The 24,248-nt window shown below is 43.2% G+C and carries 20 protein-coding genes; 12 read left to right on the top strand and 8 right to left on the bottom strand.

Annotation, left to right across the window (positions count from 1 at the left end; genetic code table 11):
- Positions 1-466 precede the first annotated feature (466 nt).
- Complete coding sequence (gene polA, locus P3T48_RS07440; protein ID WP_276506236.1) at positions 467-3,229, bottom strand: DNA polymerase I; 2,763 nt, start codon at positions 3,227-3,229, stop codon at positions 467-469.
- Positions 3,230-3,316: 87 nt separating this feature from the next.
- Here polA and P3T48_RS07435 point away from each other — a divergent pair, with 87 nt between their 5' ends.
- The gene (locus P3T48_RS07435) at positions 3,317-4,294 is read left to right on the top strand and encodes a polyprenyl synthetase family protein (RefSeq protein WP_276506235.1); all 978 of its coding nucleotides are present in this window, start codon (positions 3,317-3,319) and stop codon (positions 4,292-4,294) included.
- A gap of 248 nt (positions 4,295-4,542) precedes the next feature.
- Here the strand turns inward: P3T48_RS07435 and deoC are convergent, their stop codons facing one another.
- The 7 genes from deoC to mnmG all read right to left on the bottom strand — a co-directional run bounded on the left by deoC (position 4,543) and on the right by mnmG (position 11,179).
- Complete coding sequence (gene deoC, locus P3T48_RS07430) at positions 4,543-5,427, bottom strand: deoxyribose-phosphate aldolase (RefSeq protein WP_158463906.1); 885 nt, start codon at positions 5,425-5,427, stop codon at positions 4,543-4,545.
- 79 nt (positions 5,428-5,506) lie between these two features.
- Positions 5,507-5,854: a nucleotide pyrophosphohydrolase gene (locus tag P3T48_RS07425; protein ID WP_022253256.1), complete on the bottom strand. Its 348-nt coding sequence runs from the start codon at positions 5,852-5,854 to the stop codon at positions 5,507-5,509.
- Complete coding sequence (locus P3T48_RS07420) at positions 5,851-6,111, bottom strand: hypothetical protein (RefSeq protein ID WP_276506234.1); 261 nt, start codon at positions 6,109-6,111, stop codon at positions 5,851-5,853. Before P3T48_RS07420 ends, P3T48_RS07425 begins: the two co-directional genes overlap by 4 nt.
- Before the next feature lie 28 nt (positions 6,112-6,139).
- Positions 6,140-6,592, bottom strand: coding sequence for a D-aminoacyl-tRNA deacylase (dtd, locus tag P3T48_RS07415; RefSeq protein ID WP_217758621.1), 453 nt, complete (start codon positions 6,590-6,592; stop codon positions 6,140-6,142).
- Between the two features lie 51 nt (positions 6,593-6,643).
- Positions 6,644-8,485 carry an excinuclease ABC subunit UvrC gene (gene uvrC, locus P3T48_RS07410; protein WP_276506233.1) on the bottom strand — a complete coding sequence of 614 codons (1,842 nt, stop codon included), beginning with the start codon at positions 8,483-8,485 and terminating at the stop codon, positions 6,644-6,646.
- A gap of 63 nt (positions 8,486-8,548) precedes the next feature.
- Positions 8,549-9,079 (bottom strand): adenine phosphoribosyltransferase, encoded by a 531-nt coding sequence (locus tag P3T48_RS07405; RefSeq protein WP_276506232.1) that lies wholly within the window; start codon positions 9,077-9,079, stop codon positions 8,549-8,551.
- A gap of 228 nt (positions 9,080-9,307) precedes the next feature.
- Positions 9,308-11,179 (bottom strand): tRNA uridine-5-carboxymethylaminomethyl(34) synthesis enzyme MnmG, encoded by a 1,872-nt coding sequence (gene mnmG, locus P3T48_RS07400; protein WP_276506231.1) that lies wholly within the window; start codon positions 11,177-11,179, stop codon positions 9,308-9,310.
- Between the two features lie 224 nt (positions 11,180-11,403).
- Here mnmG and P3T48_RS07395 point away from each other — a divergent pair, with 224 nt between their 5' ends.
- The 11 genes from P3T48_RS07395 (at position 11,404) to P3T48_RS07345 (ending at position 24,238) form a co-directional block, all read left to right on the top strand.
- On the top strand, positions 11,404-12,093 hold the full coding sequence (locus P3T48_RS07395; protein WP_235391465.1) for a succinate dehydrogenase/fumarate reductase cytochrome b subunit: 690 nt from the start codon (positions 11,404-11,406) through the stop codon (positions 12,091-12,093).
- Between the two features lie 32 nt (positions 12,094-12,125).
- Complete coding sequence (locus tag P3T48_RS07390; RefSeq protein ID WP_276506230.1) at positions 12,126-14,108, top strand: fumarate reductase/succinate dehydrogenase flavoprotein subunit; 1,983 nt, start codon at positions 12,126-12,128, stop codon at positions 14,106-14,108.
- A 15-nt stretch (positions 14,109-14,123) separates the two neighbouring features.
- The gene (locus tag P3T48_RS07385) at positions 14,124-14,882 is read left to right on the top strand and encodes a succinate dehydrogenase/fumarate reductase iron-sulfur subunit (RefSeq protein ID WP_022120108.1); all 759 of its coding nucleotides are present in this window, start codon (positions 14,124-14,126) and stop codon (positions 14,880-14,882) included.
- Between the two features lie 238 nt (positions 14,883-15,120).
- Positions 15,121-15,390: a DUF4160 domain-containing protein gene (locus P3T48_RS07380; protein WP_276506229.1), complete on the top strand. Its 270-nt coding sequence runs from the start codon at positions 15,121-15,123 to the stop codon at positions 15,388-15,390.
- On the top strand, positions 15,380-15,787 hold the full coding sequence (locus P3T48_RS07375) for a DUF2442 domain-containing protein (RefSeq protein ID WP_276506228.1): 408 nt from the start codon (positions 15,380-15,382) through the stop codon (positions 15,785-15,787). The genes P3T48_RS07380 and P3T48_RS07375 overlap by 11 nt, the downstream gene beginning before the upstream one ends.
- A gap of 590 nt (positions 15,788-16,377) precedes the next feature.
- Positions 16,378-17,169, top strand: a complete 792-nt coding sequence (locus tag P3T48_RS07370) for a hypothetical protein (RefSeq protein WP_276506227.1) — start codon at positions 16,378-16,380, stop codon at positions 17,167-17,169.
- A gap of 17 nt (positions 17,170-17,186) precedes the next feature.
- A complete protein-coding gene (locus P3T48_RS07365) occupies positions 17,187-18,851 on the top strand; it encodes an Ig-like domain-containing protein (protein ID WP_276506226.1) in 1,665 nt (554 codons plus the stop codon).
- Positions 18,852-19,627: 776 nt separating this feature from the next.
- Positions 19,628-19,939 carry a helix-turn-helix transcriptional regulator gene (locus P3T48_RS07360; protein WP_276506225.1) on the top strand — a complete coding sequence of 104 codons (312 nt, stop codon included), beginning with the start codon at positions 19,628-19,630 and terminating at the stop codon, positions 19,937-19,939.
- 29 nt (positions 19,940-19,968) lie between these two features.
- The gene (locus P3T48_RS07355; protein ID WP_276506224.1) at positions 19,969-21,393 is read left to right on the top strand and encodes a class I SAM-dependent methyltransferase; all 1,425 of its coding nucleotides are present in this window, start codon (positions 19,969-19,971) and stop codon (positions 21,391-21,393) included.
- A 181-nt stretch (positions 21,394-21,574) separates the two neighbouring features.
- Entirely contained in the window at positions 21,575-22,864 is a 1,290-nt protein-coding gene (locus P3T48_RS07350; protein WP_276506292.1) for an acetylxylan esterase, read from the top strand.
- Between the two features lie 222 nt (positions 22,865-23,086).
- Positions 23,087-24,238, top strand: a complete 1,152-nt coding sequence (locus tag P3T48_RS07345) for an N-acetyltransferase (protein WP_276506222.1) — start codon at positions 23,087-23,089, stop codon at positions 24,236-24,238.
- Positions 24,239-24,248 lie beyond the last annotated feature (10 nt).

Raw genomic sequence — 24,248 nt, 5'->3', positions numbered from 1 at the left:
TTCATGTCGTACGACATTGCATTCTATAGTTGTACAACATAAGCGCTATAGTCGTACGGCATGAACCGTAAAAACGTACGACATGAGTATGTATAGTTGTACGACTATAGAATTATGGTTTGAGAAAAGTTGTAAAATATGGGTGCTACTGATGCTAAAATCTCTTTTTTTACTATTAGATGCCTCAACAGAGAGTAGGCAAAATAGTGTAATAAATATTTACATTTAGTTCTTTTTGAAAAAAACAAACCACTTTTTGGATTTCGAAAGAAATCAATCAAGGCGAAAGATGTAAGTAGCGTAAATATCTATATATGAGCGATATACAGTATTTACGGCAACACTAATCAGATATAGAATTGATGTGTTGGTAGAACACCGCTTTTTGCTGAGAGGCAGTATTGGTTGATAGTAACATCCCGGTTGTTTCATGTGGAACAACCGAGATGTAATGGTATGAATGTTTTTAATGAGCTTCGAGCCAGTTGTTTCCCCAACCGGCATCTGCTACCAAAGGTACGTTCAGTTGATAGGCATTCTGCATTTCCTCTACTACGATTTGCTCTACTTTCTCTTTCTCTTCGGGATAAACAGAGAAGTTGAGTTCGTCGTGTACCTGGATGATCATTTTGCTCTTGATGTCTTCCGCCTTGAAGCGTTTGAAGATGCGCACCATAGCCACTTTGATAATGTCGGCCTCGGAACCCTGGATAGGAGCATTGATGGCATTGCGTTCGGCAAATCCACGCACAGTGCCATTGTGACTGTTGATGTCCGGCAAATAGCGGCGACGGTGAAAGAGGGTTTCGGCATAGCCTTTTTTCCGAACTATCTCTTTAGATTTTTCCATGTATGCCTTGACGCCAGGGAAGGTGTGGAAATAGTCCTCGATGATTTGTTTGGCTTCCTTGTTCTCGATATTCATGCGTTGTGCCAGTCCGAAAGTGGTAATACCATAGATGATTCCGAAGTTGGCAGTCTTTGCTTTTTTGCGTTGAGCATCAGTGACTTGCGAAATGTCTTCGTGCCATATTTTGGCAGCTGTAGCCGCATGGATGTCGTTGCCTTCGCGGAAGGCTTCCGTCATATTGGGATCCTCGCTGAGATGGGCCATGATGCGTAGCTCTATTTGAGAGTAGTCGGCAGAAAAGAACAGACAGCCTGGCTCTGGGATGAAGCATCGGCGTATCTCCTTTCCGTCGTCATCGCGTACTGGGATGTTCTGCAGGTTAGGGTCGCTGGATGAGAGACGTCCTGTGGATGTGATGGCTTGGTTGAACGAAGCATGAATGCGTCCTGTACGAGGGTTGATGAGTTTTGGTAAAGAGTCGACATAGGTGCTGAGGAGTTTCTTTAACCCTCTGTAGTTCAGTATCTCATCGATGATAGGACTCTTGCTTCTGAGTTGTTGCAGCACTTCCTCGCTTGTCACATATTGTCCTGTCTTGGTCTTCTTTGGCTTGTCTACGATTTTCATCTTTCCAAAGAGTATTTCTCCTACTTGTCGAGGAGAGGCTATGTTGAATGACTCGCCTGCCAACTCATAGATGTGGCGCTCTATCTCGGTCAGCCTGTTGGTGAGGTTGACTGATGTTTCTTTAAGTGTGTTGGTATCTATACAGACACCATTCATCTCCATGTGTGCCAGCACTGGTACGAGCGGCATCTCTACATTCCAGAAAAGTTCTTCCAGATTCAGTTCCTTGAGTTTGGGCTCCAGTGCATTCTTGAGTCGCAAAGTGATGTCGGCATCTTCGGCGGCGTACTCATAGACTTCGGATGGTGCCAGGTCGCGCATCGATTTCTGATTTTTGCCTTTAGGCCCTATCAGGTCTTCGATATGTACAGTCTGATAATGCAGATATACTTCTGCCAGATAATCCATATTGTGGTAGAGTTCTGGCTGGATAAGGTAATGAGCTATCATCGTGTCGAACATCTTTCCTTGTATCTCTACACCATAGTTCATCAGTACCTCATAATCGTACTTGATGTTTTGTCCCACTTTCATGATTTTTGGATTCTCATAGAGCGGTTTAAAGATGTTTACGAATTTTAAGGCTTCTTCACGATCGGAAGGAATAGCCACATAAAAAGCTTCTTTTTCCTCCACGGCAAAGCTCAAACCTACCAATTCGGCGTCAACAGCATGGGTTGAAGTAGTTTCTGTATCTAAACTGAGAATTTGTTTTGTAAATAAATAATCATAAAGACGCTTTGCATCTTCCTCATTATCAATGAGTTTATATTTATGTTCTACAGTTTTAATACTCTCAAAATTCGCGTTTTTCTGCTCATCCTTACCATTGGTCGGATTTTCGGCAAATAAATCAAGCTCTAATGAAGCGTTTGTTGGCTTTTGTTGAGGTTTTTTAAGAACTCTGTTGGCAAAGGACTTAAACTCTAATTCGGTGAAGATTTCGTCGAGTTTTTCCTTGTTGGCTTCTACCAACTTCAAATTGTCCATATCGAGAGCAACGGGCACGTCGGTTCGGATGGTTGCCAAGAACTTCGACATCTTGATGTCTTCGATAGCACCTTCTACTTTTTCGCGCAGCTTTCCTTTTATCTTAGAAGAATTCTCTATCAGATTCTCAACGTTGCCAAACTCGTTGACGAGTTTGATGGCAGTCTTTTCGCCCACGCCTGGACAACCCGGGAAGTTGTCGGCAGAGTCGCCCATTAACGCCAAGAGGTCGATAACCTGGAGTGGGGAAGTGATGCTATATTTTTCTTCAATCTCTTTGGTTCCGAGTTTCTCGTATCCTCCACCATGTTGTGGGCGATACATATAGACATTGTCTTTTACCAACTGTCCATAATCCTTGTCGGGTGTGAGCATATAGGTCTCAACACCCTTTTCGCCTGCCTTTGTGGCTAAGGTGCCAATGACGTCGTCTGCCTCGAAACCGTCAACTTGCAGAATAGGGATGTGGTAGGCATCGAGGATATTTTTGATGATAGGTACAGACAGTTTGATGTCTTCTGGAGTTTCCTCACGTTGAGCCTTATAAGCAGGGAAAGCCTCGTGGCGGAATGTCTTTCCGTGGTCGAAAGCCACTCCTATGTGTGTAGGCTTTTCTTTGGTAAGTATCTCGTTGAGTGTGTTGCAGAATCCCATGATGCATGAAGTGTTGAGCCCTTTCGAATTGATTCGTGGGTTCTTCATGAATGCATAATACGACCTGTAAATCAGTGCGTAAGCGTCTAAAAGAAACAGTTTATCCATAAATAATTATTTTTATCGCGTAAAATTACTAAAAAATTGCCACATTTCGCGAAGAATTGATTAATTTTGTAACAAATTTCGGAAATAATGGATTATTTATCACTTATCAAGCAACCTATAGAGTCTGAATTGGCTGATTTTGTAGACTTGTTCAACAAGTCTTTGATGCATGGCGATGGTCTTCTCTCGCAGGCGCTCGATCATATTCGACAGCGTGCGGGCAAGCGTATGCGCCCTATGCTTATTTTGCTGATGGCCAAGAATTTTGGTAAGGTAACTTCAGTTACTCAGCATTCTGCTGTGGGATTGGAATTGCTTCATACGGCTTCTCTTGTTCATGATGATGTGGTGGACGAGAGTGGAGAGAGAAGAGGTCAGGCGAGTGTGAATGCTACTTATAATAACAAGGTGGCTGTACTTGTGGGCGACTATATCCTTTCTACTGCTTTGCTCCATGTGTCGTATTCGCACTCTGAGGAAATCGTGCGTTATCTGGCTGAATTGGGTCGAGTGCTTTCTAATGGTGAGATACTGCAGTTGAATAGTATCAACAATCAGGAAATATCAGAAGATGTTTATTATCAGGTGATTAAGCAGAAGACTGCTGCCTTGTTTGAGGCTTGTGCCGGGATAGGAGCCTTGTCGGCAAAAGCTTCTATTGAGGCTGTAGAGGCCGCAAAGAAATTCGGGCAGAATCTTGGTATTATCTTCCAGATTCGTGATGATATTTTCGATTATTATGACTCTAAGGAGATTGGCAAACCTACGGGTAATGACATGGTGGAGGGCAAATTGACCCTGCCTGTCATTTATGCTTTAAATTCTACTGGTAACGAACAGATGATGAAGTTGGCCCGCAAGGTAAAGGCACATAATGTTTCGCAGGAAGAAATAGCTCAGTTGGTGGCTTTTACCAAACAGAATGGAGGCATTGAATATGCAGACAAGAGAATGTGGGAATTCCATGCGGAGTCTATGGATTTTCTTGATACTTACGTAGAGGATAAGGATGTCTATCAGGCTCTAAAAGCCTATTTAGATTATGTTATAGAAAGGAAGATATAGTTTTTTACTTAGGATGATTCTATGTTCTATAGTTTAGAACTTATGTTCTAAAGTTTGGAACTTGTATCCTAAAGTTTAGAACTTATATTCTAAAGTTTAGAACATAGAATGAATAAGGATTTCATAACATTTAGTCCTTATAGAAAATACAATTTAATACAGTTTACGATAAAAAAATAAGAGCTTGATTCCCAATGATTGGAACCAAGCTCTTATGCGTATGAAGTAATGCTAATGACGCCTATGCCTTAGAAATACTTGATTTCCTTGCCTAAAATTTCGCTCAAGAGGAGGTTGGTAAGGCGTGATGTACCGAGTCGCAACCACTGATTGGTCAGCCATTTTTCGCCTAAGACTTCCTTTACGATGGTGTAGTAAACTACTGCATCGTGGACGGTATTAATGCCACCTGCAGGCTTGAAACCTATCTGAATGCCAGTCTTTTCGTAGTATGCTTTGATGGCCTGACACATTACGTATGCAGCCTCAGGAGTGGCAGAAATCTTCTCCTTACCTGTAGAGGTCTTGATGTAGTCGGAGCCAGAGTACATGGCTAAGATAGAGGCTTTCATGATGTTGCTGCAGTTCTTCAGGCAACCTGTCTCAAGGATACATTTCATCTTGTGCTCTCCACAGGTTTCCTTCAGTTCCTGGATGTCGTCGCAAAGACCTTCGTAATCCTCGCTGAAGAACTTGCCTACAGGCATCACGATATCCACCTCTGTAGCGCCGTCTTTGATGGCCATGGCGGTCTCGGCTATCTTTACCTCTATAAATGTCTGTGAAGAAGGGAAATTGCCGCTTACGACGGCGATTTCCACGCCATCAACCTCCAAGCTCTGGCTGATCAGTCCAGCAAAGTTAGGGTAGGTGCATACGGTAGCTACATGAGGAAGCTGTGGATAATCCTTGGCAAACTGGTTTACCTTTTCGATCATTTTCAGGATGCTTTCCTCTGTATCTTCGGTATGAAGAGAGGTCAACTCGATGCTTCCAAAGAGGAATTTCTTTACCTCCATGGTCTCGTTCTCAGCCACTTTCTCGTCGAGTATTTTCTTGACTTCTGCTGCTACTTCCTCGTCGTTGAGGTCGCAGTTATACTGTTTCAAAACAGACAAATACTTGTCGTCCATCTCGCTGTACTGCCCTTTTTTCTGGGCAATAACTTGTTCCTTGATACTGCTCATACTTAATGTTTTTTATTGTTGATATTTATTGTTTGTCTTTTCCTTGTTCTGTGCTTAATTTAGGGTTGTTTTTATGTCTTTCTGCATCTCTTTGGGTTTTCTTGTTGAAGCTCTTTTGAAGCTCTTCTGTAAGGTCAATCCCCGTTTGATTTGCCAGACATATAAGTACCCAAAGAACATCGGCCATTTCTTCTCCAAGGTTGGGTTTTTCTCCCTTTTTGAAGCTTTGGTCGCCATAGGTTCTTGCTATGACTCGAGCCAGTTCACCTACCTCTTCAGTCAGGCAAGCCATATTGGTTAGCTCGCTGAAATAGCGTACTCCATATTGCTTAATCCACTTGTCTACAGCATCTTGTGCTTCTTTTATAGTCATAACAGATGATCTTTAATAATCAAATAGGTTAAACTTAGCCATATTCCAGTGAAGAATAATGCGGCAATGGTGTTGTAGATACCAATCTTTCCGTCCTCTCTTTTGTCATTTAAGAACTCCAGGTTCAGACCCATAATCATGAGTGTTTGACCTGCGTATACAGCCCATTGGTTGTCTAATAACCTTTGTGAAAAGGCGATAGACAGAATTAATCCTATGGTTGATAGCCAATCTTTATACTTTACTATTCTTTTCATTTTTTCAGTTCTATAGAATAGTCTGTATCTACTCCTTATTATGGGTGTCCATCATGATGGTAACAGGGCCGTCGTTCAGCAGATCTACCTTCATATCTGCGCCAAATTCCCCTGTCCCTACAGGCTTTCCAAGTGACTCAGAAAGCTTTTTGCAGAACTCTTCGTAGAGCGGAACGCTTATCTCGTGTTTGGCAGCTCTTAGCCAGCTGGGGCGATTTCCTTTCTTGTAGCTGGCGAATAGGGTAAACTGGCTGATGACCAATATCTCGCCCTTTATATCCATAATAGAGCGATTCATCACATGATTCTCGTCATCGAAAACACGGAGTCCAATTACTTTTCTTACTAACCAGTCTATGTCTTCAGAAGTGTCGCTTTCCTCTATGCCGAGAAGGATGAGATAGCCCTGCTGGATAGCAGATTTTACTTCTCCCTCGATGGCGACAGATGCGTGTGCGACGCGTTGTATTACAATTCTCATATTTCTTAATTATATCTTCTGCAAATATACATTATTTTTGCCGAATTGCCATCATTTAGGCTGATTATTTTCAAAATAATCCCTTAATATGCTTGCCTTATGCTGGCCCACAATCTCTGTTAGGGCTTCCAGGCTTGCTTCTTTTATCTTTTTGACGCTTTTAAAATGGCTCAGAAGTGCCTCTTTTGCCTTAGGGCCGATGCCTTTAATATCGTCGAGTTCGGAGTGTAAAGCATGCTTGGACCGCTTGTCTCGGTGGAATGTGATGGCGTATCGGTGTACTTCGTCCTGAATCTGTGTGAGGACTTTGAATAGCTCACTTTCAGTCGGTATGGCAACCGTTTGAGGAGGAAAGCCAAAGAGTAGCTCGTTGGTGCGGTGTCGGTCGTCTTTTGCGAGTCCAGCTATGCTTATATGAAGCCTGAGCTCGTCTTCTATTACGGCTCTTACAACCTCCATCTGGCCTTTACCACCATCGGTAATAATAAGGTCGGGTAGCGGTGTGCCTTCTTCTATCATACGGCTGTATCTGCGCCTTACCACCTCCTGCATCGATGCATAATCGTCGGGACCTACAACGGTTTTTATGTTGTATTTTCTATAGTCTTTACGGCTTGGCTTCATTCCTTTATATACGATACAGCCTGCCACGGCATCTGTGCCGGAGATGTTGGAGTTGTCGAAGCATTCTATCTGATAAGGCAGTTTTGGCAACTTTAATTTGGATTGCAATTCCTTCATCAGTCGAGTTTGTTTTTGTTCTGGATTGAGCTTTTCTGCCTGCTTAAGGCGGTCGAATTTGTACTGTTTGCAGTTCATTTCCGACAATTCCAAAAGATGTTTCTTGTCGCCTCTTTGTGGTACGAAGAAAGTGGCGTCTTTTAATTTCCATTCCATCTCGAAAGGCACAATAATCTCTTTGGAAGCAGAGTGGAAACGTTCTCTTATCTCAGGTATGGCAGTTATCAAAAGCTCTTCGTCGCTTTCCTCCAACTTGCGTTTATATTCGTAGGTAAAGCTCTGGTTGATGGTACCATTTTTGACGTGGATATAGTTGATAAATGCGTTCTTGTTGCTGTCGTCGTTCACGATAGTAAATACATCTACATCGGTAATGGTGTGGCTTACAACCTCGCTTTTTGCCTCAAATTCGTCGAGCAAAATATACTTTTTCTTGTATTCTTCGGCCACCTCGAACTTAAGAATCTCGGCATTTTTCATCATCATATCGTAGAGATATTTGCTTACTTCCCGTGTGTTTCCCTTCAGAATCTCACGAGCCTGGCGCATGTTTTCCTGATATTCTTCGTAGCTTTGCTTGTTGATGCAAGGCGCTCCGCAGTTGTGTATGTGATAGTCGAGACAGGGCTTGTATTTTCCGTCTCTGATGCCTTCTCTTGTCAAAGGAAAGCGACAAGTGCGGGGTTTGTAGAGCTTTTTGATGATTTCAAGTACTGCATACATGCTTCCTATGTGAGGATAAGGTCCGTAGAATGTTCCTACGCGCTTGTTGATGTTTCTTGTTTTGAAAATTCTCGGGAAAGGCTCGTTGGTTACGCAAATAGAAGGGTAAGTCTTGCCGTCTTTCAGCAAAACGTTGTATTTGGGGTTGTATTTCTTGATCAGGCTGTTTTCCAGCAGTAGTGCGTCTTCTTCTGTATTGACCACTGTGTAGGAAATGTCGTGAATTTTGGAAACAAGCACTTTTGTTTTGTATCTGTCTACTTCCTTATGGAAATAGGAAGATACTCTTCGCTTCAGATTTTTAGCTTTTCCTACATATATAATAGTATGGTTCTCGTCGTAGTATTGGTAACTTCCTGGCTTTTCAGGCATACTTAATACTATATTTTTGAGCTTGGCTAATCTTTGTTCATTGTCTTGTTTTGACATTTCCTTTATATTTAAGGGTAAAAAACCGCTATTGTTTCACGTGAAACTATAGCGGTTTGTGTTTTATAATTGTAAGAGGGTAGATACTTCTACGTCTTTATCGAAGACCTTTCTGCCTATGAAATTCTCGTTTACCAATTCGATGATGAAGTTGGCATAAACCTTCTTGGGATGGAATTTCTTAACCAGGTCGCAGGCAGCTTTCATGGTTCCGCCAGTGGCGAGCAAGTCATCGTGGAGCAGAACAACATCGTTTTCATTGATGGCGTCTTTGTGGATTTCGATAGTGTCGATTCCATATTCTTTAGCATAACTCTCCTGTACGGTTTCGCAGGGGAGTTTTCCGGGTTTTCTGCAAAGTACGACTCCAGCTCCCAGTCGTATGGCTAAGGCAGAAGACATGACAAAACCGCGAGATTCGATGCCTACGATCTTTGTGATGCCTTTGTCTTTGTAGAGTTCATACATTTCGTCGTTGATCTCTTTGAGGGCTTCCGGACTCTTGAAAAGAGTGGTGACATCGCGGAAGTTCACTCCCTTGATTGGCCAATCGGGAATGCTTCTCAGATTGTCTAATAATAACTTGTTGTTCATTTCTTTTATATGTTTAATTTGTTACTTCTTTCTTGTTGTTCTTGCTCTTTATTTCTATCCCTGTACAGCATGTACTTTAGCTTATGCTTAAAGTGACGCTTTAACTCTATTTTTCTTGATGTAACCGGTGTTAAAGGTGTTATTATCAATATTTTAGCTTTGTTGTGGTTTCACGTGAAACATTTGCTTGTTTTATAGTTTCGCAAGGGTAGGAGCTGGGTGTGGTTCCTATCTGCCGAGCAGTACAAGCATGACGTTGATGTCGCTTGGAGAAACGCCCGGGATTCGGCTTGCTTGTGCCAGAGTTTCGGGGTTTATCTTCGAGAGTTTCTGGCGTCCTTCGGTAGATATCTCGTGAAGTTCTTCGTAGTTGAATCTTCCCTTAATTTTGATATTCTCGAGTCTGTGCATCTTGTCGGCGATGATTCTTTCCCGGTCAATGTATCCTTTGTACTTCATTCTGATTTCTGCAGCCTCTGTGATTTCTTCTTTGCGATTGGCGGGAGCATTTATCACTTCCTTCAAATCAGGGATAATTTCCGCTAAGTTTTGCAAATTCAGATGAGGTCGTACCACCAGGTCTATCAGTTTGCAGCCAGCTCTGAGTGGAGTAGTGCCTAAAGCTTCCAGTTTGGAATTGACCATTTCTTTCTTGATCGGGTAGTTGGCGCAGAATTCGATGATTCTATCGATTTGCTCTTTCTTTTGCATCCACCATTCAAATCTGTCTCTTTTGGCAATTCCCAATTCGTATGCTTTTTCTGTGAGTCGGGCATCAGCATCGTCCTGTCTGAGAAGAATGCGATATTCGGCACGAGAGGTAAACATACGGTAAGGTTCGTCCACTCCCTTTGTTGTCAAGTCGTCGATGAGCACACCGATGTAAGATTCGTCTCTTTGCATTTCGAAAGTCTTGTTGCCAGTGCAATAAAGTGCGGCATTGATTCCTGCAACGGTTCCTTGTCCGCCAGCTTCTTCGTATCCTGTTGTTCCGTTCACCTGTCCGGCGAAGAACAAGCCCTTGATGATTTTTGACTCCAATGAGTGTTTCAGTTGGGTGGGGTCGAAGTAGTCGTACTCTATGGCGTAACCGGGGCGATAGATTTTCGCATCTCTCAGCGCAGGTATCTCGTGAAGAGCTTTGAGCTGTATGTCCATAGGCATACTGGAAGAAAATCCGTTCAGGTACATCTCGTTGGTGTCTTCTCCTTCTGGTTCCAGGAAGAGAGGATGCTGATCTTTGTCGGGGAACGTGACGAGTTTGGTTTCTATACTTGGACAATAGCGAGGACCTGTGCTTTGAATCTGTCCGTTGTAAAGAGGAGAGTCGGCAAGTCCGCTTTTTAGTGTCTCGTGTACTTTATTATTAGTATAGCAAGTCCAGCAAGGCAACTGTTTCAGCACTCTGTGTTCGCCCATATACGAGAATTGATGAAAGTCGCTGTCGCCAGGCTGAATTTCCATATCTTCGAAATGCACGCTTCGCTTGTCGATGCGAACAGGAGTTCCTGTTTTCATTCTTGCGGTTGTGATTCCCCATCGTGTGATGCTTTCTGTGAAGTGATGTACTGCAGGTTCTGCGCATCTGCCTCCTTCTACCATTTTCCTTCCTACATGCATCAGTCCGTTGAGGAAAGTTCCAGCAGTAATGATAATGCTTTTAGCGAAGAACTCAGCGCCCCAAATGGTGCGTACTCCAACAGCTTCTCCGTTTTCCACTAACAGTTCTTCAGCCTGGTCTTGCCAGATGTCCAGATTGTCGGTATGGTCGAGAATGGTTCTCCATTCCCATATGAACTTTCCTCTGTCGCATTGAGCTCGAGGGCTCCATACGGCAGGTCCTTTACCTATATTTAACATACGGAACTGGATGGCGGTCTTGTCGGTGACTATACCCATCTGTCCGCCTAATGCATCAATCTCTCTTACAATTTGTCCTTTGGCGATTCCACCCACGGCAGGGTTGCAGCTCATCTGTCCAATCTTGTTCATGTCCATTGTGATGAGGCATGTCTTGGCTCCCATGTTCGCAGCAGCTGCAGCGGCTTCACTTCCGGCATGGCCTCCGCCTATAACGAGGACGTCGTACTTGAAATTCATAATCTATACTATTTCTAATTTTCGGCAAAAGTAAGAATTTTAATTGAATTTTTAGCAAAAACACTTTGATAAATCATGAATTTATAGTAATTTTGCAGCAAACTTGCGGCCATGTACCTAAAAATAGGTATTTTGGGCGGTGCAAGCAAACATCTTGTACGGTGATATTTAAAGAAGAATATAAATTAGTTTCAAACAGTTAAATATTTAAAAATCAATCATTTATGTGGTTAATCAATTCATCTATTGGTAGAAAGGTAGTGATGTCAGTAACTGGTATTGCACTTATTCTATTCTTGACATTCCATGGTTGCATGAATGTGGTTGCGCTTTTCTCAGGAAAGGCTTATGACATGATTTGTGGAGCTTTGGGTGCAAATTGGTACGCCGTAGTTGCAACCTTAGGTTTGGCAGCTTTGGCAGTTTGTCACATCGTTTACGCTTTCATCCTGACAGCACAGAACCGTCGTGCTCGTGGTAACCAGCGTTACGAGGTAACAGCAAAGCCAGAGAAGGTAGAGTGGGCAAGTCAGAACATGTTGGTACTCGGTATCATCATCGTTCTCGGTCTTTTGCTTCACCTTTTCAACTTCTGGTACAACATGATGTTTGCAGAACTCTTGGGTACAAGCTTCGGTGGTCACGAACCAGCAGAAGGTTTCGCTTTCATTCAGGACACCTTCGCTAATCCAGTATTCGTAGTTCTCTACATCATCTGGTTGGTAGCTTTGTGGTTCCACCTCACTCATGGTTTCTGGAGTGCCATTCAGACACTCGGTTGGAGCGGTAAGACATGGTTCTGCCGTTGGAAGATGATCGGTATGATTTACTCTACCATCTTGCTTCTCCTCTTCATCGTAGTTGTATTGGCATTCGCTTTCGGTTGCGCTCCATCTTTGTGCTGTGCAGCTTAATTCATGTAATCATTTAAGTATATAAAAAGATTATGGCTAAGACATTAAATTCAAGAATACCAGAAGGACCAGTAGCTGAGAAATGGACCAACTATAAGGCTCATCAGCGTTTGGTTAACCCAAAGAATAAGTTAAAGCTCGACATCATCGTTGTAGGAACAGGTTTGGCAGGTGCTTCTGCTGCTGCTTCTCTCGGCGAGATGGGCTTCAATATCCTTAACTTCTGCATCCAGGACTCTCCTCGTCGTGCTCACTCTATTGCAGCACAGGGTGGTATCAATGCAGCTAAGAATTATCAGAATGACGGCGACTCTGTTTACCGTCTGTTCTACGATACAGTAAAGGGTGGTGACTACCGTGCCCGTGAGGCTAACGTTTACCGTTTGGCTGAGGTGAGCAACGACATCATCGACCAGTGCGTAGCTCAGGGCGTTCCTTTCGCTCGTGAGTACGGTGGTATGTTGGCTAACCGTTCTTTCGGTGGTGCTCAGGTATCTCGTACTTTCTATGCTAAGGGTCAGACAGGTCAGCAGCTCCTCCTCGGCGCTTACTCTTCTTTGAGCCGCATGGTTGAGGCAGGCAAGGTAAAGCTCTTCACCCGTTACGAGATGGAGGATATTGTGATCGTTGACGGTCACGCTCGTGGTATCATCGCCAAGAATCTGATTACAGGTGAGTTGGAGCGTTTCTCTGCCAATGCTGTAGTTATCGCTACTGGTGGTTATGGCAACGCTTACTTCCTCTCTACAAACGCTATGGGTTGTAACTGTACAGCAGCTATCCAGTGCTACCGCAAGGGTGCTGACTTCGCTAACCCATCTTACGTTCAGATTCACCCAACATGTATCCCTGTTCACGGTACAAACCAGAGTAAGTTGACTTTGATGTCAGAGTCACTCCGTAACGATGGTCGTATCTGGGTTCCTAAGAAGCTTGAGGATGCTAAGGCATTGCAGGCAGGTACAAAGAAGGGTTCTGATATTCCTGAGGAAGACCGCGACTACTACTTGGAGCGCCGTTACCCAGCATTCGGTAACTTGGTTCCTCGTGACGTGGCTTCTCGTGCTGCTAAGGAGCGTTGCGACAAGGGCTTCGGTGTCAACAACACAGGTCTTGCCGTATTCCTCGACTTCTCTGAGTCTATCAACCGTCTCGGTATCGACGTTATCCTGCAGCGTTATGGCAACCTCTTCGATATGTATGAGGAGATTACCGACGTTAACCCAGGTGAGTTGGCTAACGAGATCAACGGCGTGAAGTACTACAACCCAATGATGATCTTCCCTGCTATCCACTATACAATGGGTGGTATTTGGGTTGACTACGAGTTGATGACCACTATCCCAGGTCTCTTCGCTATTGGTGAGTGTAACTTCTCTGACCACGGTGCTAACCGTCTTGGTGCATCTGCTTTGATGCAGGGTTTGGCTGACGGTTACTTCGTATTGCCATACACTATCCAGAACTACTTGGCCGACCAGGCATTGTGGCCTAAGCTCTCTACCGATCTTCCAGAGTTCGCAGAGGCAGAGGCTGGTGTTCAGAAGGAAATAGACCGCCTGATGGGTATCCAGGGCAAGCGCTCTGTAGATTCTATCCACAAGGAGTTGGGTCACATCCTTTGGGAGCACGTAGGTATGGGTCGTACCAAGGAAGGTCTTGAGGAAGGTTTGAAGAAGATGAAGGCTCTGCGCGAGGAATTCAACAAGAACCTCTTCATCCCTGGCAAGAAGGAAGGCTTGAACGTAGAGTTGGATAAGGCTATCCACTTGCGTGACTTCATCTTGATGGGTGAGTTGATCGCTTACGATGCATTGCACCGCAACGAGAGCTGTGGTGGTCACTTCCGTGAGGAGTACCAGACAGAGGAAGGCGAGGCTAAGCGTGATGACGAGAACTTCTTCTACGTAGGTTGCTGGGAGTATCAGGGCAACGACACAACTGCTCCAGTACTCAACAAGGAACCTCTCGAGTATGAGGCAATTAAGGTACAGACAAGAAATTACAAGAACTAAAAAGCGAACAAGACAATGGCAAGAAATATAAGTTTCACAGTTAAGTATTGGAAGCAGGACGGTCCTACAGCACAGGGTCACTTCGATACACACGAGATGAAGAACATCCCAGATGATACTTCATTCCTCGAGATGCTCGACATCTTGAACGAGGAGCTCATCGAGTCAGGTCAGGAGCCTTTCGTCTTCGACCACGACTGCCGCGAGGGTATCTGCGGTATGTGCTCTCTCTATATTAATGGTACACCTCATGGTAAGACAGAGCGTGGTGCTACAACCTGTCAGCTCTACATGCGTCGTTTCAACGATGGCGATGTTATCACCGTTGAGCCTTGGCGTTCTGCAGGTTTCCCTATCATCAAGGACTGTATGGTAGACCGTTCAGCATTCGACAAGATCATCCAGGCAGGTGGTTACACCAGCATCCGTACAGGTCAGGCTCAGGATGCCAATGCTATCCTGATTCCTAAGGAGAATGCAGACGAGGCAATGGATTGCGCTACATGTATCGGTTGCGGTGCTTGTGTTGCTGCATGTAAGAATGGTTCTGCCATGCTCTTCGTCAGCTCAAAGGTTAGCCAGTTGGCACTTCTCCCACAGGGTCGTGTAGAGGCTGCTGCCCGTGCTAAGAAGATGATTGCACGCATGGATGAGCTCGGCTTCGGTAACTGTACAAACACTCGTGCTTGCGAGGCTGTTTGTCCTAAGAACGAGTCTATCGCCAACATCGCCCGCCTGAACCGTGAGTTCTTGAAGGCAAAGTTGGCTGACTAATCTTCTCTTATCGAGATTCTTTTTTCCTCTGACGGATGATTTCCATCAGAGGAAAATCAAATGAAATATTAGACCTCACACTATATGCTCTTTGCGTAAAGTGCTGAGGTCTAATTGTTTCTTTTGTGCACCCAAACATTCACTTTTTTGGAATGTTACGAAAAATAATCCACGGAAAACATGTAAGTAATCATTATTTTCATTATCTTTGCAACCGAGAATAACTAAATAACAGCTTATGCCAGAAATATTAAGAATGTTCGGAATGCGCTTTTACTTCTATTCTCGTGAGCATGAACCAATTCATGTCCATGTGAAAAATGCAGATGGAAGAGCAAAGTTCGAGATAACAGACGATGCGGTGGTTCTTGTTTATAATAAAGGATTGAAGAACAAGGATATTAAAGCGGCTGAAATGGTTCTTGAAGAGAATCACGACTTAGCCATTGCAAAATGGAAAGAGTATTTTGGCAGTAGCGTAGAAGAAGGAGGTGAAAATGAAAATTAAAAGAATTTGGTTTGCCGATGACCGTATTTACGGCGAGACAGACGATGGAAGAGTGCTGTGGCAGTCCTTGCTTTATTATAAGCGTTTGAAGAATGCTACTCATGAGCAACGTGAAGATTATGAGATAGATGACGAGGGCATTTATTGGCCCTTGTTGGACGAGGATGTTTCCTTTGAGAGTTTTGAATACGAAGATCCAGAACCTACAGGCATTTCCTTGATTTTTTTATCTCATCCAGAACTGAATGCTGTAGAGATTGGTAAACGTTTGGGAATTAGCCAAGGTTTGATGACACAGTATGTGAATGGCACTAAGAAACCATCTGCTGAATGTGAGCGTGAAATCTTGCAAGAAATAAAAAAATCCGCTAATGAATTACAGTTAGTTTGTGTGTGAATAGAAACTGCTACATCTTGTGGCAGTTTTTATTTTGTCCATTTGTGTGCCCGAACATTCTCTTTTCTTGGCTCTACATGAAAAATAATCCACGAAAAACATGTAAGTAATCATTATTTTCATTATCTTTGCAACCGATACCACTCTCGCTCACGCCGTGTCGAGGCATTTAGAGGCTCTGTGAGGCTCTTTCTCATGCCGAGATGGGGAGAAACAAGGTAAGTGGAATATAGTGGTGTCACGACATAATATAAAAGCGTTTACTTGACGCTTTGTTCTTGACGAATCGAAACTTCGCAACTTTCAGGTGTTGTCTTGAGCATTGCAACGGTAGATGCCCTCGGGATGTGTAATAATCACATCCCTTTACTGGTATGGGTGTATTGCATCTTGCAATATGCCAAATATTGGTATAGGGAGAAGTGTATACATATCGGCGTGGGCTTCGACGTTGCTCGTTCAACAACACTGGGCAATGCGAAGGCCTCGATTCGTGGGACGGGTAACAGGTAGAATCCCACGTTTTTTTATTTTTGCCGTAATCTGATTGTTTTATCGCTATTTAGGGATTCGTGGCAAAATGGTTTTGTATGGACATTAATGTTTGTATATTAGAATCCAAATCTATAATAGAGCAAGTTGTTGCAGTTGTAATCCCTATAATTACTGCAATCTTAGCATATTTAACCTTTTTGCATCAGCGAAGGACTTTTAAGGAAGAACAATTTAAATCTGCATTTTATCAGACGCAAAATTTTCATAGGAAGTTAGCTGATGCTTTAAAAGTAAATGCCAACTTGATTTCCCAGGATATGGAATCTTTCTATAGAACTTTCTTAGGTAGGCAATGTTTTTTATTTGCTAATAATGAAGTTCGGTCAATTATAGAAGCATTGTCTCAAAAAAAGTATTTAGGCGAACTGAAGGATACTGATATAGAAAGTATCAATCAATGGCAAATACGACAAGATGAATACTCTGATAATGAAGAAAATCGACTGAAAGCAATTAAGATGGAACATATAGCAAGGAATGATTGTAAATACAAGTTTTATATCAAAACTTACCACATTTCTGAAAATGATTATAATAAAGCTAAAACGCTTAGTAATAAAGGTGAATATGCTTTTCGGATATTTTTAAATGAGAGAAATATTTGCTATGAACATTATATTAGAAGTTTGCAAGAAATATTGGAATTTGTGAGAATGGATATTCCTAAGAAACTTAAAACAAGAACATTTCTTAGGTACATTGCATCCCAAATGGCAATAGAAGAACTTTGGTTTATAAAGCAATATTCGCATATAGATAGTTCTTTCCATAAATGCTATACTGATAGTGGTATGGATAAAGTTGTAGAGGAACAATTGACTAAATAACATAAACAGATTGTGATATGAAACAGATTTACATTTTCTTAGTGTGCTTGTTTGCATCCATTAGTATGAATGCACAAGACAAGGTGATGACGGTAGACAATCAAACTCCTGGTTGGCTATCAAGCAAGATGACTTATGCTCAGCAAGTCGCAGTGGAGGATTTGACAGTTACAGGATACATTAATCCTACGGATATGGAGTTTATCAATGGTTTAATTGGTAAAAGAAATCTAAAAGTACTGAATCTTTATAATGTAGTGACGATTGATAAAGATTATAATGATTATGTGTTGTGGGCTAACTTCATAAAAGCAGGTAAAACTCTACAAAAACTAATACTTCCTAAAGTGTTTAAAGGGGGAGTACACTTTAATACAAAGATAGATTCTCTGTTTTTGATTTGTAATAGTGATACTAAAGTAGGAACTGATTCTAAGATAAATCACTTGATATTAATGGAGGGGAGTGATAGTATCCCTTCTGAGTTTTTTCGGACTTCAGAGGCTTGTTCTATTTCTGCCTTTCCGAATACATTGAAATTTATTGGGAACGAAGCTTTTTATGGAAAGGAACTATCTTTTCATGAGCCTTTAGTGTTTCCAAAATCACTTAAAAAAATAGGGGGAATAAAATTGGAAGAAGAACATGGTCAGTCTTTTTGGTCTCCTGATGGTTATCATAACAGGGAGTATATAGTGCCAATATCTAAAAGTCGTTTTGATTTCCCTGACAGTTTAAAGTGCTATTATAGCCAAATATATAGGTCTTCAATTTCGGGCATTATGCATTATTATACAGGAGATATTTTTAAATCTGACACGATAACTGTTAGTGAAAAATGTGATTCTTTATTTGCTCGATTAGAGGCTAAATATGTTTTTTTCTATGCAAAGAATCCACCGGTACGTGATCATGATAGGTATTCACAAAATATTATAGAGACTTTGTATGTACCAGAAGGAAGTTTAGAAGCATATACAAAAGAATATGGTGCCTATGATAATATAGGTAATATTGTAGAGATGAAAAAAGTTTCCAATATTGCTCTTCGTTGGGCCTCTCCTCACCAAATGGTACCAAATGAGCATACAAACCTACTATTTGAAATCCAGCCATCCGATGCATTTGACAAACGTTTAAAGTGGAGTAGTGATAATGAAGAGGTCGCTACTGTAGATGATAATGGAGAAGTTTACGCTCATAAAAGTGGTACTGCAATTATTACTGTAACAACATACGATGGCAGTGTATCGAACTCTTGCGAAATTGTAGTAGCAAAGCCAGTAACAGGAGTTTCTATTGAGCCTGCCGAGGTTGAACTGACAGAATTAGGCAAAACCGCACAACTGACAGCAAAAATACAGCCCGAGGATGCAACCAACAAAAATGTGACATGGAAGAGTAGTAATGAAAGTGTCTGCATGGTATCAAATAGCGGTGAATTGCTAACTACAGGTTATGGTAAAACCGTAGTTTTGGCAACGACAGAAGATGGTAATTATGTAGGAACTTGCATTGTAACCGTATCCGAAGAGACAGGTATTGATAATACAACGGTGTCTTCTGAAGTTAAAGAAGTATCTCGCTTCTCATCACAAGGTCAGCGATTGACAGCACCAACTAAGGGTGTTAACATCGTGAAGTATAGCGACGGCAGCGTGAGAAAAGAAATCGTGAAGTAAAGAATATTAAGGAGGCAAGTCTTATTTTTAAGAGATTTGTCTCCTTTTCGTTTCTTTCCAATTTGGCAAACATTGGAAAGAATTGCCTCGGTCTGGAATAAGGATTAGTGAGTCTAAAAGGTTATTCTGTATCATTGCTCCTGGGAGGGCACTTTTGTGCCATAAGTAGGCATTTTTATAGCATCAGTATTTATAAAAATGGATTACGCAAAAACCCTTCTCCCTTCATCTATTCGCACGGAATGCCGATAAACACGGGGGGCCAAGGCTGATAGGCTTATTTTACCCCTTCATTACCCTTCATCACCCTTCATCTTTTTGCCATTTTCAGATTTCGACTGATAGACAGAGTTTGGTCCATGCTTCTATTTAAGGCCATTATTTGTCTTCTATTATGACCAGTCCGAGGCATCTATTATGACCAGTTCGGGGCGTCTATTATGACCATATGAAGGGAGATGAAGGGTTATTTAGCCCCCTTCAATGCTTGAAACCCCGATAAACCCTGGGGATTCCAAACGATAGATGAAGGGTGAAGGGTTTTGTGCTAATTCTATTTCAAAAAACAATATGTCGATAATGGGAGTCTTATCGCTTTGTGCCTCCAGAATCAACTTGATGGATTAAGGTCGCAATTCGCGACCTTATAACTAATAGTGTAATACCCTTTTCGAAAGAAAAACGGAAAAGTAATAAATTCCTTCCTAAACATTTGGAAATAACTAATATTTTTCTTATTTTTGCAGCATGGAAGAAGAAAATATACGGCAGGGCTTATGTTAAAGTTTAATGAAGAAAAACTGTCTAAGTTGAGAACATTCGAAGATCATCTTCGAGAAGAGATTGGTGAACCTGGCAGTGAGGCTCGCAAGGATTTTGATGCCAGGGCCAAGGCTTGGTATTATGCAGAGTTGTTAAAAGACAAGCGTAAGAAACAGAAGATGACGCAGAAGGCTCTTGCCGAGAAAATCGGCAAGAAGAGAGAGTATGTCTCTGCTCTGGAAAAGGGCCAAACGGATATGCAACTCTCCACTTTCTTGAGAATAGCAAATGCTTTAGGGCTGCAATTCTCGCTGGTAGTCGGATAAATGCATCGTCATAGACAAGATAAAGGGAGATGACAACGATGAACCAAGCTACTCAAGACTTTATTCGCCAACATCAGGACGACGACGTCCGCAAGCTGGCTTTCCTCGGAAGCAAGAATCCTGAGGTCAATATGCCTTTTGCTCTCGACCAGATACGTGGTCGACAGATGGCTCGTATCAAGTTGCCTCGCTGGGCCAGTATCGACGGCATCATTTATCCGCCTCACATCTCGATGGAGCAATGTTCGTCAGAGCAGACTGCGCTCTATAAAGCCGAATTGGCTGCACGATTGTTGGGAAATTCTTCTTTTTCCTCTTTTCGAGGAGAAATCGTGCCCCAAGGCGATAATTCCAAAATTTGCGAATTTGCGACCAAGAGCACAGTTGATTCAGAATTCGCTCAAAATGAAGGTACTTGTGAAAAGCAACAGATATTAACAGAAACAGGTGGTTGTGTTAACAAAGCCAAAAGCGATGCTTGCTCAGGAGATTCTGTTGCAGAAATTGAGTTTGTTGACCTTACTGGAGGTTTTGGAGTCGACTTCTCTTATATGGCAGCCCGATTGGGCGCTAAGTCGATGTATGTAGAACGGCAAAAGCATCTTTGTGAAGCGGCGAAGGAGAATTTTGAACGATTGGGATTAAAGCATGTCGTCGTGAAGAATGGAGATGGAGTAGAGGTGCTTCATGCGATTCCGAATCATTCTGGTCTTCGGGTAATCTATATTGATCCAGCCCGTCGTGATGATGCCGGCAACAAGGTGGTAAGTCTTCAAGACTGCACCCCCGATGTAACCAGGCTTCAAGAGGAAATGCTCCAGAAAGCCGATTTTGTAGTCATCAAACTGTCTCCGATGCTCGACTGGCATCGTGCTGTAAGCGAATTAAGGTGTGTGAGAGAGGTTCATGTTGTTTCTGTGAACAATGAGTGCAAGGAGCTCTTGTTGGTGCTCTCAGCGCGAAATATGGACGATAACAGTCGCCTTCGCATTTGTTGTGTCAACGATACTCAGTCGTTTGTCTGCGATGATGCCGAAATGGCTTCTTCTGTAACCCGCATAGCAGCAGCCGACTTAGATTCGGCTCAATATCTCTATGAGCCGAATGCCTCGCTGATGAAAGCAGGCTGTTTCGGAGTTCTTTCCGAGCGTTATTCTGTCTCGATGCTCTCCAAGAACAGTCACCTTTTCGTGAGCCAGTTTTCTGTAGCCGATTTTCCAGGCCGTTCTTTCCGTATCCGTGCCGTTTCTTCCTTCAACAAGAAAGAACTCAAGCGCCATTTGCAAGGCATTGTGAAGGCTAATATTGCCACCCGCAACTTTCCTCTCTCTGTAGCAGAATTGCGCAAACGACTGAAGTTGAAGGATGGAGGCGAAACCTATATCTTCGCCACTACCTTGTCTGACGACAGTCATGTGCTGCTGATAACGGATAAAATTTTAGAAAACGCATGAAAAGTTAGGAAATTCTTTCTGAATGTTTGGAATTTATCCTTAATTTTCTTAATTTTGCAGAAGACATGAAGCCGATACAAATAACAAACTGAACCCAGCGAAAGTTGAGTAACAAAAAAATAAGCTACCATTTATGAACAAATTAAAAACAATCTTTTTATTGCTCGCGTTTATCTTGGCGATGAACATGAGTGGTGTACAAAACATCAAAGCGGAGAACTATCCTTATAAGAGCGACTATCTTTGGCTCACTGTGCCCGACCATGCCGACTGGCTTTATCAGACCGGCGAGAATGCCAAGGTGGAGGTGAGTTTCTGCAAGTATGGCATTCCCCGTGATGGCGAACTGAAATATTCCATAGGCAACGACATGCTCCAGCCCGACAAGCATGGAAGCGTGAAGCTGAAGAACGGACGTGCCGTCATCAATATGGGAACGAAGAAGACTCCAGGATTCCGCGACATGAAACTCTCTGTCAGTCTCGACGGAAAGACCTATGAGCATCATATCAAGGTGGGATTCTCGGTCGACAAGATAAAACCCTATACACAGGAGCCCCAGGATTTCAGAAGCTTCTGGCAGAAGAACGTGGAGGAACTGAAACAGGTGCCGATGTCTTATACCAAGGAGTTGTACAAGGACTATTGTACCGACAAGATAGACTGTTATCTCGTCAAGCTCCAGATCGACAAAATGGGCCATTCCATGTATGGCTTCCTGTTCTATCCCAAGAATGCCCAACCAGGCAAGCATCCCGTAGTGCTCTGTCCTCCAGGAGCAGGCATCAAGACCATCAAGGATCCTATGCGCAACAAGTATTATGCCGAGAATGGCTTTGTTCGATTTGAGGTGGAGATTCATGGCCTCGACCCACGCATTCCGTCAGAGACTTTTGGCGAGATCAGTCGTGCTTTCAACGACCGTAATGGCGGTTATTTGGCCAATGGTTTGGAGAACAAGGACATTTATTATATGAAGCATGTCTATGTAGGCTTGGTTCGTTGTATCGATTTCCTGACTTCGCTTCCCGAGTGGGATGGCAAGAATGTTGCTGTGCAGGGCGGCAGTCAGGGCGGAGCCTTGGCCATTATCGCAGCAGGACTCGACAGTCGTGTCACCCAATGTGTTGCCAATCATCCTGCCCTTAGCGACATGGCGGGTTATGCGGCTAAGGGCGGAACGGGCGGTTATCCACACTTCTGCCGTCAGCCTCAGATATTGAGCAATAAGGACTGTCTCAACACCCTGGCTTACTTCGATGTAGTCAATTTTGCCCGTTACGTCAAGGCTCCTACTTATCTTACATGGGGCTACAACGATGTGACCTGTCCTCCAACAACCAGCTATGCTGTCTGGAACACGCTGAAATGTACTAAGGAGAGTCTGCTTACCCCGATCAACGAGCATTGGACGACAACAGAAACCAACCGCGGACAGATGGAGTGGATAAAAGCACATCTTCTGAAATAAGCAGCTAAGCAAAATTGGCTGAAAATGACGGAACTGTCCTATTTGCGAAAGTTCAGTAATCTGACAGGCGGAATCAGTTGATAAAACCAATATTGAGGCAAAATAAACCACCAATATACTTGTCAACCTCATAAAAAACTGCAAAAAAAATAGCAATATTTGGCTGTTTGACCAAATATTGCTATTTTTGCATGCTTTAAAGTAACAAACTAGTTTGAGATAATGTCATTAATAGAGATTCGAAAGGTCGAAAACAAGAAGGACTTGAAGACGTTCATCGACTTCCATTACGACCTATACGAGGGCAACGAGTATGATGTGCCCAACCTGTTCAGCGACGAAATGAATACCCTCAGCAAGGACCGCAATGCCGCTTTTGAGTTTTGCGAGTCCGAATATTTTCTTGCCTATAAGGACGGAAAGTTGGCGGGTCGTGTCGCTGCTATCATCAACCACAAGGCCAACGAGCGCTGGAACTGCAAGTCGGTGCGCTTTGGCTGGATCGACTTCATCGACGACCGTGAAGTGTCCAAGGCTCTTCTGCAGGCTGTAGAAGACTATGGCAAGTCTAAGGGAATGGACAATGTGGTAGGTCCGCTTGGCTTTACTGATATGGATCCTGAAGGCATGCTTACCTGGGGATTCGACCAGTTGGGCACCATGCCCACCATCTACAACTATTCCTATTACCCCGAGCATATAGAGGCTCTCGATGGCTACGAGGTCGACAACAAGTACGTAGAGTACAAGCTCATCGTGCCTGATACCGTGCCCGAGAAATACGCCAAGATTGCTGCCATGATAGAGAAAAGATACAATCTGCATGTGCGCAAGCTTACCAAGAAAGATGTTTTCCAGGGCGGTTATGGTCAGAAGATATTCGAACTGATCAATGCCACTTACAAAGACCTCTATGGCTACTCCGAGCTCTCGCAGAAGCAGATAGACCAGTTGATTCATTCTTATCTGAGTTTCCTCGACTTCAATCTCATTACCTGCATCGAGGACTGGAGCGAGGCCGAGCACAAGATGGTGGGCATCGGCATCACCATACCTTCATTGGCAAAGGCTCTGCAGAAGTGTCGTCGCGGCCGTCTGTTCCCCTTTGGCTGGTGGCACGTGCTGCGCGCCATCAAGATGCACAAGACCAAGATTGTCGACCTGCTGCTCGTAGGCGTCCTTCCCGAGTATCGTGCCAAGGGAGCCAATGCGCTTCTCTTTGCCGACCTCATTCCCCGTTACCAGGCTTATGGCATCGAGTGGGGTGAGACCCAGGTGGAGATGGAAGCCAATGCCGGTGTGCAAGGTCAGTGGGGAGTTTTGAACCCCATCTTGCACAAGCGTCGCAATTGTTACAAGAAGATTATCAAGTAAAGGAAAATTC

Origin of the sequence: Segatella intestinalis (genome assembly GCF_029348455.1) — a bacterium.
GTDB lineage: Bacteria > Bacteroidota > Bacteroidia > Bacteroidales > Bacteroidaceae > Prevotella.
Note: the sequence above shows the minus strand (reverse complement) of the source record. Positions and strands in the feature narration are given on the sequence as shown.

Coding starts and splice junctions, on each gene's coding strand:
- polA (WP_276506236.1), bottom strand. CDS start 3,229: ATGGATAAACTGTTTCTTTTAGACGCTTACGCACTGATTTACAGGTCG.
- P3T48_RS07435 (WP_276506235.1), top strand. CDS start 3,317: ATGGATTATTTATCACTTATCAAGCAACCTATAGAGTCTGAATTGGCT.
- deoC (WP_158463906.1), bottom strand. CDS start 5,427: ATGGACGACAAGTATTTGTCTGTTTTGAAACAGTATAACTGCGACCTC.
- P3T48_RS07425 (WP_022253256.1), bottom strand. CDS start 5,854: ATGACTATAAAAGAAGCACAAGATGCTGTAGACAAGTGGATTAAGCAA.
- P3T48_RS07420 (WP_276506234.1), bottom strand. CDS start 6,111: ATGAAAAGAATAGTAAAGTATAAAGATTGGCTATCAACCATAGGATTA.
- dtd (WP_217758621.1), bottom strand. CDS start 6,592: ATGAGAATTGTAATACAACGCGTCGCACACGCATCTGTCGCCATCGAG.
- uvrC (WP_276506233.1), bottom strand. CDS start 8,485: ATGTCAAAACAAGACAATGAACAAAGATTAGCCAAGCTCAAAAATATA.
- P3T48_RS07405 (WP_276506232.1), bottom strand. CDS start 9,079: ATGAACAACAAGTTATTATTAGACAATCTGAGAAGCATTCCCGATTGG.
- mnmG (WP_276506231.1), bottom strand. CDS start 11,179: ATGAATTTCAAGTACGACGTCCTCGTTATAGGCGGAGGCCATGCCGGA.
- P3T48_RS07395 (WP_235391465.1), top strand. CDS start 11,404: ATGTGGTTAATCAATTCATCTATTGGTAGAAAGGTAGTGATGTCAGTA.
- P3T48_RS07390 (WP_276506230.1), top strand. CDS start 12,126: ATGGCTAAGACATTAAATTCAAGAATACCAGAAGGACCAGTAGCTGAG.
- P3T48_RS07385 (WP_022120108.1), top strand. CDS start 14,124: ATGGCAAGAAATATAAGTTTCACAGTTAAGTATTGGAAGCAGGACGGT.
- P3T48_RS07380 (WP_276506229.1), top strand. CDS start 15,121: ATGCCAGAAATATTAAGAATGTTCGGAATGCGCTTTTACTTCTATTCT.
- P3T48_RS07375 (WP_276506228.1), top strand. CDS start 15,380: ATGAAAATTAAAAGAATTTGGTTTGCCGATGACCGTATTTACGGCGAG.
- P3T48_RS07370 (WP_276506227.1), top strand. CDS start 16,378: ATGGACATTAATGTTTGTATATTAGAATCCAAATCTATAATAGAGCAA.
- P3T48_RS07365 (WP_276506226.1), top strand. CDS start 17,187: ATGAAACAGATTTACATTTTCTTAGTGTGCTTGTTTGCATCCATTAGT.
- P3T48_RS07360 (WP_276506225.1), top strand. CDS start 19,628: ATGTTAAAGTTTAATGAAGAAAAACTGTCTAAGTTGAGAACATTCGAA.
- P3T48_RS07355 (WP_276506224.1), top strand. CDS start 19,969: ATGACAACGATGAACCAAGCTACTCAAGACTTTATTCGCCAACATCAG.
- P3T48_RS07350 (WP_276506292.1), top strand. CDS start 21,575: ATGAACATGAGTGGTGTACAAAACATCAAAGCGGAGAACTATCCTTAT.
- P3T48_RS07345 (WP_276506222.1), top strand. CDS start 23,087: ATGTCATTAATAGAGATTCGAAAGGTCGAAAACAAGAAGGACTTGAAG.